General features: G+C 65.3%; 16 protein-coding genes, 1 tRNA gene and 1 pseudogene. 17 read left to right on the forward strand and 1 reads right to left on the reverse strand.

Going from position 1 to position 15,272, the window contains the following annotated elements; genetic code table 11:
* Positions 1–70 precede the first annotated feature (70 nt).
* From CFB10_RS12730 to CFB10_RS12810, 17 genes and pseudogenes are all read left to right on the forward strand, one after another.
* A complete protein-coding gene (locus tag CFB10_RS12730) occupies positions 71–2,053 on the forward strand; it encodes a conjugal transfer protein TraG (protein WP_020011493.1) in 1,983 nt (660 codons plus the stop codon).
* A 10-nt stretch (positions 2,054–2,063) separates the two neighbouring features.
* A complete protein-coding gene (locus CFB10_RS12735; RefSeq protein ID WP_020011492.1) occupies positions 2,064–2,528 on the forward strand; it encodes a CopG family transcriptional regulator in 465 nt (154 codons plus the stop codon).
* A gap of 142 nt (positions 2,529–2,670) precedes the next feature.
* Positions 2,671–3,654, forward strand: a complete 984-nt coding sequence (trbB, locus tag CFB10_RS12740; protein ID WP_020011491.1) for a P-type conjugative transfer ATPase TrbB — start codon at positions 2,671–2,673, stop codon at positions 3,652–3,654.
* The gene (locus CFB10_RS12745; RefSeq protein WP_026363899.1) at positions 3,651–3,983 is read left to right on the forward strand and encodes a TrbC/VirB2 family protein; all 333 of its coding nucleotides are present in this window, start codon (positions 3,651–3,653) and stop codon (positions 3,981–3,983) included. Before trbB ends, CFB10_RS12745 begins: the two co-directional genes overlap by 4 nt.
* Positions 3,983–4,261: a VirB3 family type IV secretion system protein gene (locus CFB10_RS12750; RefSeq protein WP_020011489.1), complete on the forward strand. Its 279-nt coding sequence runs from the start codon at positions 3,983–3,985 to the stop codon at positions 4,259–4,261. Before CFB10_RS12745 ends, CFB10_RS12750 begins: the two co-directional genes overlap by 1 nt.
* Positions 4,262–4,275: 14 nt before the next feature.
* Positions 4,276–6,726: a conjugal transfer protein TrbE gene (trbE, locus tag CFB10_RS12755; RefSeq protein WP_020011488.1), complete on the forward strand. Its 2,451-nt coding sequence runs from the start codon at positions 4,276–4,278 to the stop codon at positions 6,724–6,726.
* Complete coding sequence (trbJ, locus tag CFB10_RS12760; protein WP_020011487.1) at positions 6,723–7,493, forward strand: P-type conjugative transfer protein TrbJ; 771 nt, start codon at positions 6,723–6,725, stop codon at positions 7,491–7,493. The genes trbE and trbJ overlap by 4 nt, the downstream gene beginning before the upstream one ends.
* 10 nt (positions 7,494–7,503) lie before the next feature.
* Positions 7,504–7,791 (forward strand): putative entry exclusion protein TrbK-alt, encoded by a 288-nt coding sequence (gene trbK-alt, locus CFB10_RS12765; protein ID WP_020011486.1) that lies wholly within the window; start codon positions 7,504–7,506, stop codon positions 7,789–7,791.
* A 3-nt stretch (positions 7,792–7,794) separates the two neighbouring features.
* Positions 7,795–9,156 carry a P-type conjugative transfer protein TrbL gene (gene trbL, locus CFB10_RS12770; protein WP_020011485.1) on the forward strand — a complete coding sequence of 454 codons (1,362 nt, stop codon included), beginning with the start codon at positions 7,795–7,797 and terminating at the stop codon, positions 9,154–9,156.
* Positions 9,153–9,842 (forward strand): conjugal transfer protein TrbF, encoded by a 690-nt coding sequence (trbF, locus tag CFB10_RS12775; RefSeq protein WP_020011484.1) that lies wholly within the window; start codon positions 9,153–9,155, stop codon positions 9,840–9,842. Before trbL ends, trbF begins: the two co-directional genes overlap by 4 nt.
* Positions 9,839–10,795, forward strand: coding sequence for a P-type conjugative transfer protein TrbG (trbG, locus tag CFB10_RS12780; protein ID WP_020011483.1), 957 nt, complete (start codon positions 9,839–9,841; stop codon positions 10,793–10,795). The genes trbF and trbG overlap by 4 nt, the downstream gene beginning before the upstream one ends.
* Positions 10,792–11,937, forward strand: coding sequence for a TrbI/VirB10 family protein (locus CFB10_RS12785; RefSeq protein WP_020011482.1), 1,146 nt, complete (start codon positions 10,792–10,794; stop codon positions 11,935–11,937). The genes trbG and CFB10_RS12785 overlap by 4 nt, the downstream gene beginning before the upstream one ends.
* Positions 11,938–11,939: 2 nt before the next feature.
* Positions 11,940–12,155, forward strand: a complete 216-nt coding sequence (locus tag CFB10_RS12790; RefSeq protein ID WP_020011481.1) for a DUF2274 domain-containing protein — start codon at positions 11,940–11,942, stop codon at positions 12,153–12,155.
* A 153-nt stretch (positions 12,156–12,308) separates the two neighbouring features.
* A complete protein-coding gene (locus tag CFB10_RS12795) occupies positions 12,309–12,632 on the forward strand; it encodes a hypothetical protein (RefSeq protein ID WP_020011480.1) in 324 nt (107 codons plus the stop codon).
* Positions 12,629–12,982, forward strand: a complete 354-nt coding sequence (locus CFB10_RS12800; protein WP_020011479.1) for a DUF6516 family protein — start codon at positions 12,629–12,631, stop codon at positions 12,980–12,982. The genes CFB10_RS12795 and CFB10_RS12800 overlap by 4 nt, the downstream gene beginning before the upstream one ends.
* A complete protein-coding gene (locus CFB10_RS12805; protein ID WP_020011478.1) occupies positions 12,979–13,368 on the forward strand; it encodes a helix-turn-helix domain-containing protein in 390 nt (129 codons plus the stop codon). Before CFB10_RS12800 ends, CFB10_RS12805 begins: the two co-directional genes overlap by 4 nt.
* Positions 13,365–15,020: pseudogene (locus CFB10_RS12810) on the forward strand (recombinase family protein); the annotation flags it as partial. The gene CFB10_RS12805 and the pseudogene CFB10_RS12810, both read left to right, overlap by 4 nt.
* Here CFB10_RS12810 and CFB10_RS12815 read toward each other — a convergent pair.
* Positions 14,991–15,067, reverse strand: a tRNA-Arg gene (locus CFB10_RS12815). The pseudogene CFB10_RS12810 and the gene CFB10_RS12815 sit on opposite strands and share 30 nt — an antisense overlap.
* Positions 15,068–15,272: the final 205 nt, after the last annotated feature.

Below are 15,272 nucleotides of genomic sequence, written 5' to 3' on the forward strand. Positions count from 1 at the left end.
TTTACTGTTGCTACGCCCATAATTGCCTATTCTCTGATCGTCTCCGACATTCTTGCCGATTGGAATCTGTGTGCGTGGAGGCCGAATACTCTGGGGTCAGATCACTGTCGTCCTGACCATCGTTTTCATCATGACTTGGGCGGCGACGCAATGGACCGCATGGCGGCTCGGCTTTCAGGCGCAGCTTGGCGCTCCATGGTTCGAGCTTGCGGGTTGGCCGGTCTACTATCCGCCGGCATTCCTCTGGTGGTGGTTTTCTTTCGACGCCTACGCGCCCGCGATCTTCACCGGGGGCGGCATCATCGCTGCATCCGGCGGCGTCCTCGCTATTGTTGTTGCCATCATTATGTCGATCATGCGGGCGCGCGAGGTCGGAAATGTGGCGACCTACGGTTCGGCGCGATGGGCTGGGGGCGAGGAAATCCGCTCCGCCGGCCTGCTCGGTCCCGATGGCGTCGTGCTCGGAAAATACGAACGCGATTATCTACGCCACGACGGCCCGGAGCATGTCCTGTGCTTCGCGCCGACGCGATCCGGCAAGGGCGTCGGTCTCGTCGTGCCGACGCTGCTGACCTGGCCGGGAAGCTGCATCGTCCATGACATCAAGGGCGAGAACTGGACGCTGACGGCCGGCTTTCGCGCCAAGCACGGCCGCGTGCTGCTGTTCGATCCGACCAACGCGCAATCGTCAGCCTACAATCCGCTTCTCGAAGTGCGCCAGGGCGAATGGGAAGTCCGCGACGTGCAGAACATCGCGGATATTCTGGTCGATCCAGAAGGATCGCTAGACAAGCGCAATCACTGGGAAAAAACCAGCCACAGCCTGCTTGTCGGCGCGATCCTGCATGTCCTCTACGCCGAGAAGGATAAGACGCTGGCGGGCGTCGCCAACTTTCTGTCCGATCCGCGCCGCCCGGTGGAAGCCACGTTGCGCGCGATGATGGATATGCCGCATCTCGGCGAAGCCGGCGTCCATCCCGTCATCGCATCGTCGGCGCGCGAGCTGCTGAACAAATCCGACAACGAGCGGTCTGGTGTACTCTCGACCGCCATGAGCTTTCTCGGCCTCTACCGCGATCCGGTCGTGGCCCGCGTCACCGCGCGCTGCGACTGGCGCATCGCCGATCTTGTCGGAAGCCGAAAGCCGGTCAGCCTCTACCTCGTCGTGCCGCCGTCCGACATCAACCGCACCAAGCCGCTCGTCCGCCTCATCCTCAACCAGATCGGCCGCAGGCTGACCGAGGAGCTGACAGCATCGAGAAAGCGCCATCGGCTGCTGCTCATGCTGGACGAGTTTCCGGCGCTCGGCCGTCTCGACTTCTTTGAATCCGCGCTTGCCTTCATGGCGGGCTACGGCATCAAAGGCTTCCTGATCGCGCAGAGCCTCAACCAGATCGAGCGTGCCTACGGCCAGAACAATTCGATCCTCGACAACTGCCATGTGCGCGTGAGCTTCGCGACCAACGACGAGCGCACCGCCAAACGCGTTTCGGATGCACTCGGCACGGCCACAGAGATGCGCGATTCTACCAACTATGCCGGACACCGGCTATCGCCCTGGCTCGGCCACCTCATGGTGTCGCGGCAGGAGACGGCGCGGCCGTTGCTGACGCCCGGCGAGATCATGCAGCTCCCGCCGTCCGAGGAAATCGTCATGGTCGCGGGCACGCCGCCGATCCGCGCAACCAAGGCCCGCTATTTCGAGGACGCGCGCTTGCAGGAGCGTATCATCACACCGCCCGAGCTTGCGGCGGCTCCTGCCAACGCCGCCACGTCCGACGACTGGTCGAGCCGCGTCGTCGCGGCGGCAGGTCAGACGAGCGCGACGGGCGCGGGCGATGACGACGGCGATCCGGCCAATGCCGGCATCCGCCGCGAGCCGGAATTGCCCGAGCACGAAGAAATCATCCCGCCGCCGATGCCCGCGCAGGAGTTCGAGCTTCTGGACGATGAACCCGATGTCGACGCCGCCAAGGCCAATGCCATGCGCAGCCGTATGCGGATGGTCGCGCGCCAAGCCTCGCTCGACCCCGGCGACGGCATCGAACTCTGAGGACCGCGCCATGCCGACCCGCACCCGCAGGAATGTCTATTTCGATCCCGCTTTGCTCAAACAGGTCGACGCCCTGGCGATGCGCCGGAAGGTCTCGGCATCGGCCATCGTCGAAGCCGCCGTCGCGTCGTTCCTGTCCGGCGACACGACCGAGAAGCTGGAGGCGGCCATGTCGCGCCGCCTCGACAAGCTCGGCCGCCAGATCGACGCGCTCGACGAGGATCTCGCCGTGCTCGGCGAAACCCTCTCGCTTTTCGTCCTGATCTGGCTCTCCGCCACGCCGCCGCTGCCGGAGAGCGCGCAGGCCGCCGCACGCGCGAAGGGAGCCGAACGGTTCGATGGCTTCATGCAGAATCTCGGCCGCCGTCTGGCGAGCGGCGACAGGTTCCTGAAAGAGCTTTCTCGCGACGTCGACTCGGTCACCGATGGTCCTTTGGCAGATCGACAAGAGACGAACGGCGAACCGCCAGAATAACCGATCCGTCCTATTCACCGCCGATAGCCGCCGACCGCCGCACGCCTCTCGATACTTGTTGAACAGGCCCGATTTCGGGCTCCTTTAATCATCCCCGATCGGGGGAACTGTCCGTTGCGTCCCCTTCAAATTTGGGGACGGCATGACTTCTTCTCACCAGAAACCGGAGGCGATCCAGCGCGGCGCGCGCATGTTACGCACCGCGCTCGGCCCGGCCATTGCACGCTTTCTAGAAGACCCCGCCGTCGTCGAGGTGATGCTGAACCCCGACGGGCGCATCTGGATCGACCGCCTCTCCGAAGGACTGTCCGACACCGGCGAGATGCTGTCGCCCGCCGATGGCGAGCGCATCGTGCGCCTGGTCGCCCATCATGTCGGCGCGGAGGTCCACGCCCGGTCCCCGCGCGTCTCGGCCGAGTTGCCCGAGACCGGCGAGCGGTTCGAGGGGCTTCTTCCCCCGGTCGTCGCGTCACCCGCCTTCGCCATCCGCAAGCCCGCCGTCGCCGTCTTCACGCTCGACGACTATGTGGCCGCCGGAATCATGCACGCCGATCAGGCCGTGATGCTGCGCGAAGCCGTCGCATCGCGCGCCAACATCCTCGTCGCGGGCGGCACCTCCACCGGCAAGACCACGCTCACCAATGCACTGCTCGCCGAAGTGGCGAAGACCGCCGATCGCGTCGTCATCATCGAGGACACCCGCGAGCTGCAATGCGCCGCGCCCAACCTCGTCGCCATGCGGACCAAGGATGGCGTCGCCACGCTCTCCGATCTCGTCCGCTCCTCGCTGCGCCTGCGCCCCGACCGCATCCCCATCGGCGAGGTGCGCGGCGCCGAAGCGCTCGACCTGCTCAAAGCGTGGGGAACGGGACACCCCGGCGGCATAGGCACCATCCACGCCGGAACCGGCATCGGGGCGCTGCGCCGGCTCGAACAGCTCATCCAGGAAGCCGTCGTCACGGTCCCGCGCGCCTTGATCGCCGAGACGATCGACCTTGTTGCCGTCCTCTCCGGCCGCGGCTCCGTGCGCCGGCTCGCCGAACTCGCCCGTGTCGAAGAGCTCGGGCCGGACGGTGACTACCGCATCACCTCAGCCACCCCCACCAGCACAGGAGAACCCTCATGATCCTTATTCCCATACGCGTGCACCGCACCGTCGCGACGGTCGCCGCCGTCGCCTACGTCAATCTTGTCCTCGTTCCCGCCGCTCATGCCTCCGGCTCGTCCATGCCGTGGGAAGCCCCACTCCAGAAAATTCTCCAGTCGATCGAAGGCCCGGTCGCCAAGATCATTGCGGTCATCATCATCATCGCAACGGGCCTGGCTCTCGCCTTCGGTGACACGTCGGGCGGCTTCCGCAAGCTGATCCAGATCGTGTTCGGCCTGTCGATCGCCTTCGCCGCGTCGAGCTTCTTCCTGTCGTTCTTCTCGTTCGGCGGCGGGGCGCTCGTCTGATGGCGGTCGCATTCGAGCAACTCGACGTACCGGGCTTCACCGTCCCGGTTCACCGCGCGCTGACCGAGCACATCCTGCTCGGCGGCGCTCCGCGCTCCATCGCGATCCTCAACGGGACGCTGGCCGGGGCCGTCGGCCTCGGCCTGCGCCTCTGGCTGGCCGGCCTGCTCATTTGGGCCGTGGGCCATTTCGCGGCGGTCTGGGCGGCCAAGCGCGATCCGCTCTTCGTCGAGGTCGGGCGCCGGCATCTGCGCATCCCCGGTCATCTCGCGGTCTGAAGGAGGCGCAAGCAATGATGAACCTCGCTGAATATCGTCGCTCCGCAAGCCGCCTTGCCGACTATCTGCCCTGGGTCGCGCTCGCAACCGAAGGCGTCGTGCTCAACAAGGACGGCAGCTTCCAGCGCACGGCGCGCTTTCGCGGTCCCGATCTTGATTCCGCCGTCGCCGCCGAGCTGGTCGCGGTCGCGGGCCGTATCAACAACGCCTTCCGCCGTCTCGGCTCCGGCTGGTCGATCTTCGTCGAGGCGCAGCGCCATGAGGCCGCGATCTATCCGAACAGCGCTATGCCCGACCCGGCGTCCGGCCTAGTCGACGCCGAGCGCAAGGCCGGGTTCGAGGAAGCCGGCGCGCATTTCGTGTCGGGCTATTATCTGACCTTCCTCTATCTGCCGCCGGCCGAGGAAGCTGCCCGCGCCGAAACCTGGCTCTATGAGGGCCGCGAGCGCAGCGGCGTCGATCCGCAAGAAATGCTGCGCACCTTCACCGATCGCACCGGCCGCGTGCTGGCGCTGCTCGACGGCTTCATGCCCGAATGCGCGTGGCTCGATGACAGCGAGACGCTGACCTATCTGCACTCGACCGTCTCGACCAACCGGCACCGCGTCCGCGTGCCCGACACGCCGATCTATCTCGATGCGCTGCTCGCCGATCAACCACTGACCGGCGGGCTCGAACCGCGCCTTGGCAGCGAGCATCTGCGCATCCTCACCATCATCGGCTTTCCGACCGCGACGACGCCCGGCCTGCTCGACGATCTCAACAGGCTCGCATTCCCGTATCGCTGGAGCACGCGCGCGATCCTGCTCGACAAGACCGACGCGACCAAGCTGCTGACCAAAATCCGCCGCCAGTGGTTCGCCAAGCGCAAGTCGATCGCCTCGATCCTCAAGGAAGTCCTGACCAACGAGGCGTCCGCACTCGTCGATACCGATGCGTCCAACAAGGCGGCAGACGCCGACATGGCCTTGCAGGAACTCGGCGCGGATGTCGCCGGTATGGCCTATGTCACGGCCACAATCACGGTCTGGGACGCCGACCCGCGCATCGCCGACGAGAAATTGCGACTGGTCGAGAAGGTCATCCAGGGCCGCGATTTCACGGCAATGATGGAGACGGTGAATGCGGTCGATGCCTGGCTCGGCAGCTTGCCCGGCCACGCCTACGCCAACGTCCGCCAGCCTCCAATCAGCACTTTGAATCTCGCCCACATGATCCCGCTTTCAGCGGTGTGGGCGGGGCCGGAACGGGACGAGCATTTCGGTGCGCCCCCCTTGCTTTACGGCAAGACCGAAGGCTCGACCCCGTTCCGGTTATCCCTTCATGTCGGTGACGTCGGCCACACGCTGGTCGTCGGCCCAACCGGCGCGGGCAAGTCCGTGCTGCTTGCGCTCATGGCCTTGCAGTTCCGCCGCTACGAACGCTCCCAAGTCTTCGCCTTCGACTTCGGCGGTTCGATCCGCGCCGCCGCGCTCGCCATGGGCGGCGACTGGCACGATCTCGGCGGTGGCCTCACTGAAGGCTCCGAAGCTTCCGTGTCGCTCCAGCCGCTCGCCCGCATTCACGACACCTATGAGCGCGCCTGGGTCGGTGACTGGATAGCGGCGATCTTTACGCGTGAGGGCGTGCCGATCACACCCGAAGCAAAGGAGCATATCTGGACGGCGCTGACCTCGCTCGCGTCCGCCCCGGTCGAGGAACGCACCATCACCGGCCTCAGCGTCCTGCTCCAGTCGAACGACTTGAAGCAGGCATTGCGCCGGTATTGCGTCGGCGGTGCCTACGGCCGGCTGCTCGACGCCGAGGCCGAACATCTTGGCCGTGCTGCGGTGCTGGCGTTCGAGATCGAGGGGCTTGTCGGAACCGGGGCGGCTCCCGCCGTCCTGTCCTATCTGTTCCATCGCATCGGCGACCGGCTCGACGGACGGCCGACGCTGCTCATCATTGATGAAGGCTGGCTCGCGCTGGACGATGAAGGCTTCGCCGGCCAGCTCCGCGAATGGCTGAAGACGCTGCGCAAAAAGAATGCGTCGGTCATTTTCGCCACGCAGTCGCTCAGCGACATCGACGGCAGCAATGTCGCTCCGGCCATCATCGAGAGCTGCCCGACGCGGCTGCTCCTGCCGAACGAACGTGCGATCGAGCCCCAGATCACGGCGATCTATCGCCGCTTCGGTTTGAACGACCGCCAAATCGAAATCCTCGCGCGAGCAACACCCAAGCGGGACTACTACTGCCAGTCCCGGCGCGGTAACCGGCTGTTCGAGCTGGGCCTGTCCGAAGTCGGCCTCGCGCTCTGCGCCGCATCCTCCAAATCCGACCAGACCCTGATCGCCAACCTCGTTGCCGAACATGGCCGCGACGGTTTTCTCGCGGCCTGGCTTCAGGCCCGCGACGCCGGCTGGGCCGCCGACCTCATACCGACTTTCCCGATCCCCCACGCAGAAAAGGAGACTGCATCATGAAGACCCGCCTTATCCGCTCGCGCGCCTTGGCGCTCGCCGCAACCATGCTCGCCGCCGCGCCGGTGACCTTGTCGCCGATGATGGCAACGCCGGCCCATGCCTGGCGCATCGTCTATGACCCGACCAACTATGCGCAAAACGTCCTGACGGCCGCACGTTCGCTGGAACAGATAACGCACCAGATCACCTCGCTTCAGAACGAAGCGCAGATGCTCATCAATCAGGCGAAGAACCTCGCCAGCCTGCCGTTCTCGGCGCTCCAGCAGATTCAGCAGTCCGTCCAGAAGACGCAACAGCTCTTGCAGCAGGCGCAGGGCATCGCTTTCGATGTCCAGCAGATCGACCAGATGTTCAGCCAGAAATACGGCAACGTCTCGATGTCGGCGACCGACCAGCAGCTCGTCGCCAATGCCCGTTCGCGCTGGGAAAACACGGTCGGCGGCTTGCAGGACGCGATGCGCGTGCAGGCCGGCGCTGTCGGCAACATCGACAGCAACCGCGCGCAGATGTCGGCGCTGGTCGGCCAGAGCCAGGGCGCGACCGGCGCACTTCAGGCGACGCAGGCCGGCAACCAGCTTCTCGCCCTCCAGTCGCAGCAGCTTTCCGATCTCGTCGCGTTGCTCGCCGCCAATGGGCGCGCTGGCGCTTTGACGGAGGCGGAGCGCAGCGCCGCTGCCGAACAGGGCCGCGAACAGCGCCGCCGGTTCCTGACACCGGGCGGCGGCTACACGCCCGGCAACGCGCAGATGTTCAACAGCGGCAACTGAGGCGCGGGCGATGGATGGCAAGATGTTGGCCCGGCTGGGCGCAATCATATTCGTCGCTGTCGCAGTCACCGCGACGGCAATCGAGATGACCCGCAAGGAACAGGCTGCGCCATCCTCGCCCGTGCGTCTTCATGAGCCCTCGCGCGATCCGCTGCGCGAGGGCCAACGTCGGTGCCAGCAGCTTGGCCAGAAAGCGGCCGAGGATACGGGGTGCCTGCGCGTCTGGGCCGAGACCCGCGACCGCTTCCTTGGCCGCACGCCTGCGCCGGCCGTGCCGTCCGCCAACGAAGGGCGGTGAGCCATGGGCGGCGCAAGCGTCATCGACAACTTCCTAGGAACCTTCACCCGCTACATCGACTCAGGGTTCGGCATTCTGTCCGGCGAAGTGGCCTTCATCGCCACGACGCTGATCGTCATCGACGTGACCTTGGCCGCGCTGTTCTGGTCTTGGGCTGCCGATGACGACATCATGGCGCGGCTCGTCAAGAAGACGCTGTTCGTCGGCATCTTCGCCTATCTGATCGGCAACTGGAACAACCTCGCCAAGATCGTCTTCGACAGCTTCGCCGGCCTCGGCCTCAAGGCGAGCGGCACCGGCTTTTCCACCGCCGATCTGCTCCGCCCCGGCAAGGTCGCACAGACCGGCCTCGACGCGGCCCGGCCGCTGCTCGAATCCATCTCCGACCTGATGGGCTGGGTCGCCTTCTTCGAGAACTTCATCCAGATCGCGTGCCTGCTCTTCGCCTGGGCGCTGGTGATCCTCGCCTTCTTCATCCTCGCCATCCTGCTCTTCGTCACACTGATCGAGTTCAAGCTGGCGACGCTCGCCGGCTTTGTCCTGATCCCGTTCGGCCTGTTCGGGAAAACCGCCTTCATGGCCGAAAAGGTGCTCGGCAACGTCATCTCGTCCGGCATCAAGGTTCTGGTTCTCGCCGTCATCATCGGCATCGGCTCGACGCTGTTCAGCCAGTTCACCCAAGGCTTCGGCGGTCAGACCCCGAGCATCGACGACGCCATGGCCGTCGTGCTCGCCGCACTCTCGCTGGTCGGTCTCGGCATCTTCGGCCCCGGCATCGCCAATGGCCTCGTATCCGGCGGCCCACAGCTTGGCGCTGGCGCTGCCGTAGGAACCGGGCTTGCGGTCGGCGGCGCAGCTCTGGCCGCTGGCGGCGGCGCGATGCTGGCCGCCAAAGGCGGAGCCGCGGCGCTTTCGGGTGGCGCTGCCGCCGTCCGGGGCGGTGCTACAGCCGCCGGCGCAGCATCCTCCGCCTATTCGCTGGGTCCGCTCGGCAAGTCCGGTGCATCTGGCGTGGCATCGGGCATGGGCGGTGTCGCGCGCGCGGCAGGCAATGCGGCCACGTCGCCGCTGCGCCGCGCCACAGCCAGCGTCAAATCCAGCTTCTCCGATGGCGTGAAGGCCGGGTTCGGTGCGACCGGCGGCTCTTCGACCGGCGGCACCATCGGCGGAGCCGACACGGCCAATGACACCGCATCCGCCAGCTCCCCAGCCGCATCCACCGGCGGCGCTCCCGATTGGGCCAGGCGCATGAAGCGCAGCCAGTCCGTCAGCCATGGTGTGCAGGCAACCGCCCATGCCGTCCGATCCGGCGACAGCCACGGCTCCGGCTCTTCCGTCAAACTCTCAGAAAGCGACCGCTCATGAACCTTTTCAAACGACCCGCCGCGCATTACGGCAAGACAGTCCAACCCGAAACGCCTTATCAGAAGGCCGCCCAGGTCTGGGACGAGCGCATCGGCTCGGCCCGTGTGCAGGCCAGGAACTGGCGCTATATGGCCTTCGGCGCGCTGATCCTTTCGGCGGGCTTCGCGGGCGCGCTGGTGATCCAGTCCGCGCGTGGGACCGTCGTGCCGTGGGTGGTACAGGTCGACAAGCTAGGCCAGGCGCAAGCGATCGCGCCGGCCACGGCGGATTTCCGCCCGACCGATCCGCAAATCGCATGGCATCTCGCCCGCTTCATCGAGCAGGTCAGGAGCATTCCCGCCGATCCGATCATCGTCCGGCAGAACTGGCTTCGCGCCTATGACTGGACCACCGATCGTGGCGCGGGCGCGCTCAACGACTATGCCCGCACCAACGATCCCTTCACCAAGGTCGGCAAGCAGCAGATCGCCGTCGACGTCTCCAGCGTCATCCGCGCGTCACCCGACAGCTTCCGCGTCGCATGGACGGAGCGGCATTTTGAGAACGGCGCGCTCGCCTCGACCCAGCGCTGGACCGCGATCATGACCATCGCCATCCAGCCGCCGCGTGATGCCGAACGGCTCAAAGTCAATCCCCTCGGCATCTACGTCAACGCCATCAATTGGTCGCGGGAGATGGGCCAATGAGGAGCACTTTCCGCACGCCTGCCGCCATCGCCCTTTTGCTGTTCGCCTCGGCACTCGCCGGCTGCGCGACCTTCAAGCCGCCCGAGATCAACTACGACGCCAGTGTGCCGCCGCTGCCCGTCGTGCCCGTCACTGTCACGGACGAGCGCCCCAAGCCGCTCCACACGCCGCCGGCCTGGACCGTCGCGCGCGGCGGCGAGACCGCCGGCACGCCCACGGGGCGCGTCGAGAACGCCAATGCCGCCGCACGCGTGCAGCCGCGCCGCGAGGGCTATTACAACGCCATCCAGGTCTATCCGTGGTCGGAAGGCGCGCTCTATCAGGTCTATGCCGCACCCGGCCAGATCACGAGCATCGCGCTCGAACCGGGCGAGAGCCTGACCGGCTCCGGGCCGATCGCGGCGGGCGACACCGCCCGCTGGATCATCGGCGATACCGAATCCGGCTCTGGCGGCGGCCGCCGCGTCTTGGTGCTGGTGAAACCCTCGCGCGCCAACATCACCACCAATCTCGTCATCACGACCGACAAGCGCACCTACATGATCGAGCTGCGTTCGGGCGAGAAGCCCTATATGCCCGCCGTCGCCTGGGCCTATCCGCAGCGGGCAGGCGGCGGGAGCCAAGCCCTTCGGGCAACACCGGTCATTCCGGCTGTTGCGTCGCGCAACTATCGCTACGGTCTCACCGGCGACAATCCGCCATGGAAGCCGCTCGCCGTCTATGACGATGGCCGCCGCGTCTATGTCGAGTTCCCGCGCGGGATCGTGCAGGGCGAGATGCCGCCGATCTTCGGCCTCGGCCCCAATGGCGAAACCCAGATCGTCAACAGCCGCATCTATCAACACATCCTGATCGTCGATCGTCTGTTCGGCGCGGCCGAGCTGCGCCTTGGCGCCGGCGACACCCAGCAGACCGTCAGGATCGTCCGCACCGACGGGAGGCCGCAGTCATGACCGAAGCCGAAACCAACGCCGAACCCATGCGCCTGCGCAGCGAGCCGCCGCGCGTCACCCGCCTGTCGCGCAAGATGCTCGCCAGCGTCGCCGCCGTCGCCCTGGTCTGCATCGGCGGATCGCTGATATACGCGCTCCAGACCCGCGCGCCCGGCGATGGCGGCGAGGAGCTTTATTCTACCAACAACCGCCAGACCGCCGATGGTCTCGCCGGATTGCCGAAGGACTATACCGGCCCGGTCCTGGGACCGGCGCTGCCCGGCGATCTCGGCCGACCGATCCTCGACGCCCAGAACAACGGCCAGCCCGTCGTGACACCCGCGGTTCCGACGCCCGGCGTCAGCGAGGCCGAACAGCGACGCCGCGCCGAGGAAGAGGCCGCCCGTCTCAGCACCGTCTTCTTCCAGTCGCGACAGGGCTCGACAGCCGCCACGCCATCCGGCGCGATGCCCGGTCTCGCGGGCCTCGACTTGGCCGGCGCAGCGGGCCAGCCCGCCACCGGACAGGACAAGCAGCTCGCTTTCCTCAACGCGGCGGCCGACCGCCGCACCGTCACGCCCGATCGCATCACGCCGCCGGCTTCGCCCTTCGTGCTTCAGGCCGGCGCCGTCATCTCGGCGGCGCTCATCACCGGCATCCGTTCCGATCTTCCCGGCCAGATCACTGCGCAGGTCACGGAGAACATCTACGACAGCCCGACCGGGCGTATCCTGCTCGTGCCGCAGGGCACGCGCCTGATCGGCCAGTATGACAACAACGTGCAGTTCGGACAGCGCCGCGTGCTGCTTGTCTGGAACCGGCTCATCATGCCGAATGGCCGTTCGATCGTTCTCGAGCGCCAGCCCGGCGCCGACACGCAAGGGTACGCCGGCCTTGAGGATGGCGTCGATTATCACTGGTGGGACCTCGCCAAGGCCGCTGCGCTCTCGACCCTGCTCGGCGTCGGCGCGGAACTCGCCACCGACGACAATGACCGCCTGATCCGCGCCATCCGAGACGGCGCACAGGATACGGTCAACCGGGCCGGTCAGCAGATCATCCAACGACAGTTGCAGGTCGCACCCACGCTGACCATCCGGCCCGGTTTCCCGGTCAGGGTAATCGTCACGCGCGACATCGTGTTCGAGCCCTATAGGAGCTGACCATGACCAAGCTGAAACTCGGTCCCATCGCTGACGACAAGCCCGTCAGGGTCGCGCTGGAGCTGCCGGCGGCGCTCCATCGCGACCTAATCGAATATGGCCGCCTTCTGGCCGAAGGTGGCGCACCGATCGAGCCGGCCAAGCTGATCGTGCCGATGCTGGAGCGCTTCATCGCCACCGATCGCGGCTTTGCGAAAGCACGGCGGACGCCAAGCTGATCCGCCGCCGCGGCCCCCCGCTTTCAATGCAGGGGTGCCGCTGGCGCGCGAGCGCAAATGCGGCACGCTACCGGCCGCCGATCTCCCTCCATGCTTCGCATAAATCCGGGCCTCCTGCCGCTCGGTTTTCAATCGCGAACCACGGAGGATTCAATGTCCGCGCAAGATTCCCACGCCCGCAGGGGGCGTCCACAACGGCCAGCCCCGCAAGCACTTCCTGACGACCTTTACAATTATGGCGACGATCTCGCGCCGTCGCGCGCGCCACGCCGCCGTAACCCGTGGTCTGGCACTTTCGATGTCGAGAAGCTGCCCGTCATCGACGATTGGCCGGAGCGTGTGCCGGTCACCGAAGCCGAGGTGGACATTTTCGAGCGCTATTTCGGCGATGCTCTCGACCGGCTGTTCAGCCCCCTTGATGCCGAAGGTAATGAGGGCTTGAGTAAGTTAACATCAGATGTTAACAGTAAGCCATGAGCGAGGATCGTGACCCGAGCCTCGACACGCTACTGGACCTTGACGGTCAGGTGCTTGTTGTCGATCCCGAGGGCGGTCATTGGGTGAAGTTCGTCGTCACCCGCATTCCGGTCTCACCGGAAAAGCCGCACGGCCTCGATTACTCGCTCACGCTTCACGGGCCTTCGGGCGAACGGCTGGTCGGCTTTGACAACGCCCATCCGGTCGGCCGGGGCAGAAGGGGAGAGCCGATGGACCATCGCCACCGCCTCCAGTCCGTGAAGCCATACGCCTGGGAGGACGCGACTACGCTACTGGCCGACTTCTGGCAGGCGGTGGACGCGGTGTTGAAGGAGCGAGGCGTGTTATGACCACCTTGAAAGTCGGGATTGCCGACTACGACGAGATGAAGGCCCGCACCATGCGGATCGCGCGCGGCGAGGAAAAGTCGGCGGCGGACGATCCGAGGGTGTGGTTCACCTCCACTGAATCTTTCGCGCAGGTGCTCTCCAGCGGAAATCGCGAACTGCTGCGAGTCATCGACGAGCAAGCACCCAGTTCGCTGGAGGAGCTGTCGCAGATCACCGGGCGGGCGAAGTCGAGCCTGTCTCGAACCCTCAAGACCATGGCGGGCTACGGTCTCGTCAGTATGGAGCCTGGCAAAGGCCGGAAGATAATGCCGAAGGTATTGCACGATCGGGTGGCCCTTGAACTGCCCTTGCTCGAACGGCGCGAAGCGAAGGGAGGTCGCCCATGAACATTCAAAGTCCGCATATCGTGCAGCGCGCGGCGCTCTATCTGCGCGTCTCGACGACGCGGCAGGCCGAGCATGACGTGTCGATCCCGGATCAGCGTAAGCAGGGTGAAACCTATTGTGCTTCGCGTGGATACCAGCTTGTCGAAACCTTCGTGGAGGCTGGAGCTTCCGCCACCAATGACCGCCGCCCGGAATTCCAGCGCATGATCGAAGCCGGCACATCGAAGCCTGCGCCGTTCGATGTCGTCGTGGTTCACAGTTTCTCGCGCTTCTTCCGCGATCACTTCGAGCTGGAATTCTATGTCAGGAAGCTGGCGAAGAATGGCGTCAAGCTCGTCTCCATCACGCAGGAGATGGGCGACGATCCCATGCACGTCATGATGCGGCAGATCATGGCCCTGTTCGACGAGTACCAATCGAAGGAGAACGCCAAGCACGTCCTGCGCGCCATGAACGAGAACGCCCGTCAGGGTTTCTGGAACGGCGCGCGACCGCCCATTGGCTATCGCGTCGTCGCGGCCGAGCAGCGTGGATCGAAGATCAAGAAGAAGCTGGAGATCGATCCGCTGCACGCGGAAACGGTCAGGCTCATTTATCGCCTGTTCCTCGAAGGCGGCGGTACGTCTGGCCCGAAGGGCGTCAAGGCCATTGCGACCTATCTCAACGAACGCCGCATGTTCACCCGTGACGGCGGGAAATGGGGCCTGGCTCAAATCCACGCGATCCTGACCCGCACGACCTATATCGGCGAGCACCGATTCAACACACGCTCTTTCAAGAACCGCGAGAGGAAGCCGGAGAACGAGGTCTCGATCATGGCGGTGCCACCGCTGATAGAGAGGGAGACGTTCGACGCCGTTCAGGCGCGTCTCAAATCGCGCAATCCGATGTTGGTGCCCGCACGAGTTACGAGTGGTCCGACGCTGCTCACCGGCATCTGCTTCTGCGCGAAGTGCGGCGGTGCGATGACGCTGCGCACCGGCAAGGGCAATGGCGGGCAGTACACCTATTACACCTGCTCGACCAAAGCGCGGCAAGGCAAGGTCGGCTGCGAAGGGCGTTCGATCCGAATGGATAAGCTCAATCATCTGGTCGCGCGCCATCTTGAAGAGCGCCTTCTCCAACCGAAGCGGTTGGAGACGATCCTGTCGAGCCTTCTCGATCGCCGGCAGGAACGAGCCGAACGCCAGCGCGAACACCTGGCTGATTTAAATCGGCGAATCACCGAGACGGATCAGCGATTGGGTCGGCTCTACGATGCGATCGAAACGGGTGTGGCCGCGCTGGACGACATGGGACTGAAGGACCGGATCGCCAATCTCAAAGCGATCCGCGATCAGGCGGCGGCGGACGCCGAGCGGATACGGGCGAGACTTGGCAGCTCCGGGCACCGGGCCGTTACGCCAGACATGATCGACGCGCTTTCGGAAACCGCACGCAGCAGTCTGCGGATCGAAGGAGGCGGCTATCGGCGGGACCACCTGCGCGCCTTTGCCCAGCGCGTTGAGGTCGCCGATGACGAGGTTCGCATCATGGGGAGGAAATCGGACCTGCTTCAAAGCCTCGTCGCCGCTTCGAGCGGGGAATCGGCGGCGTTTGCGGTTCGCAGTTCTGTACTGAAATGGCGCACCCGGCAGGATTCGAACCTGCGACCTTTGGAATCGGAATCCAACACTCTATCCAGCTGAGCTACGGGTGCAGCAGTCACGCTTGAATCGCGTGCAGCGGTTGGTTCATACCTCAGCTTTGTTTCCGCATCAATGTCTAAAAATCAAAGATTTGCGAAAGGTTGCCTGTTTTCGGGCGGGGCCGGGTGTGGGGGCCTGTTGTGAGGTCGTCGCACGCTTTTGCGTGGCGGCGGGGTGTTACGTCGTTTGGCGTATTGTGTTTTTACCGGAATAGAT

It is taken from the genome of Agrobacterium sp. 719_389 (assembly GCF_900188475.1).
Classification (GTDB): Bacteria; Pseudomonadota; Alphaproteobacteria; order Rhizobiales; family Rhizobiaceae; genus Agrobacterium; species Agrobacterium radiobacter.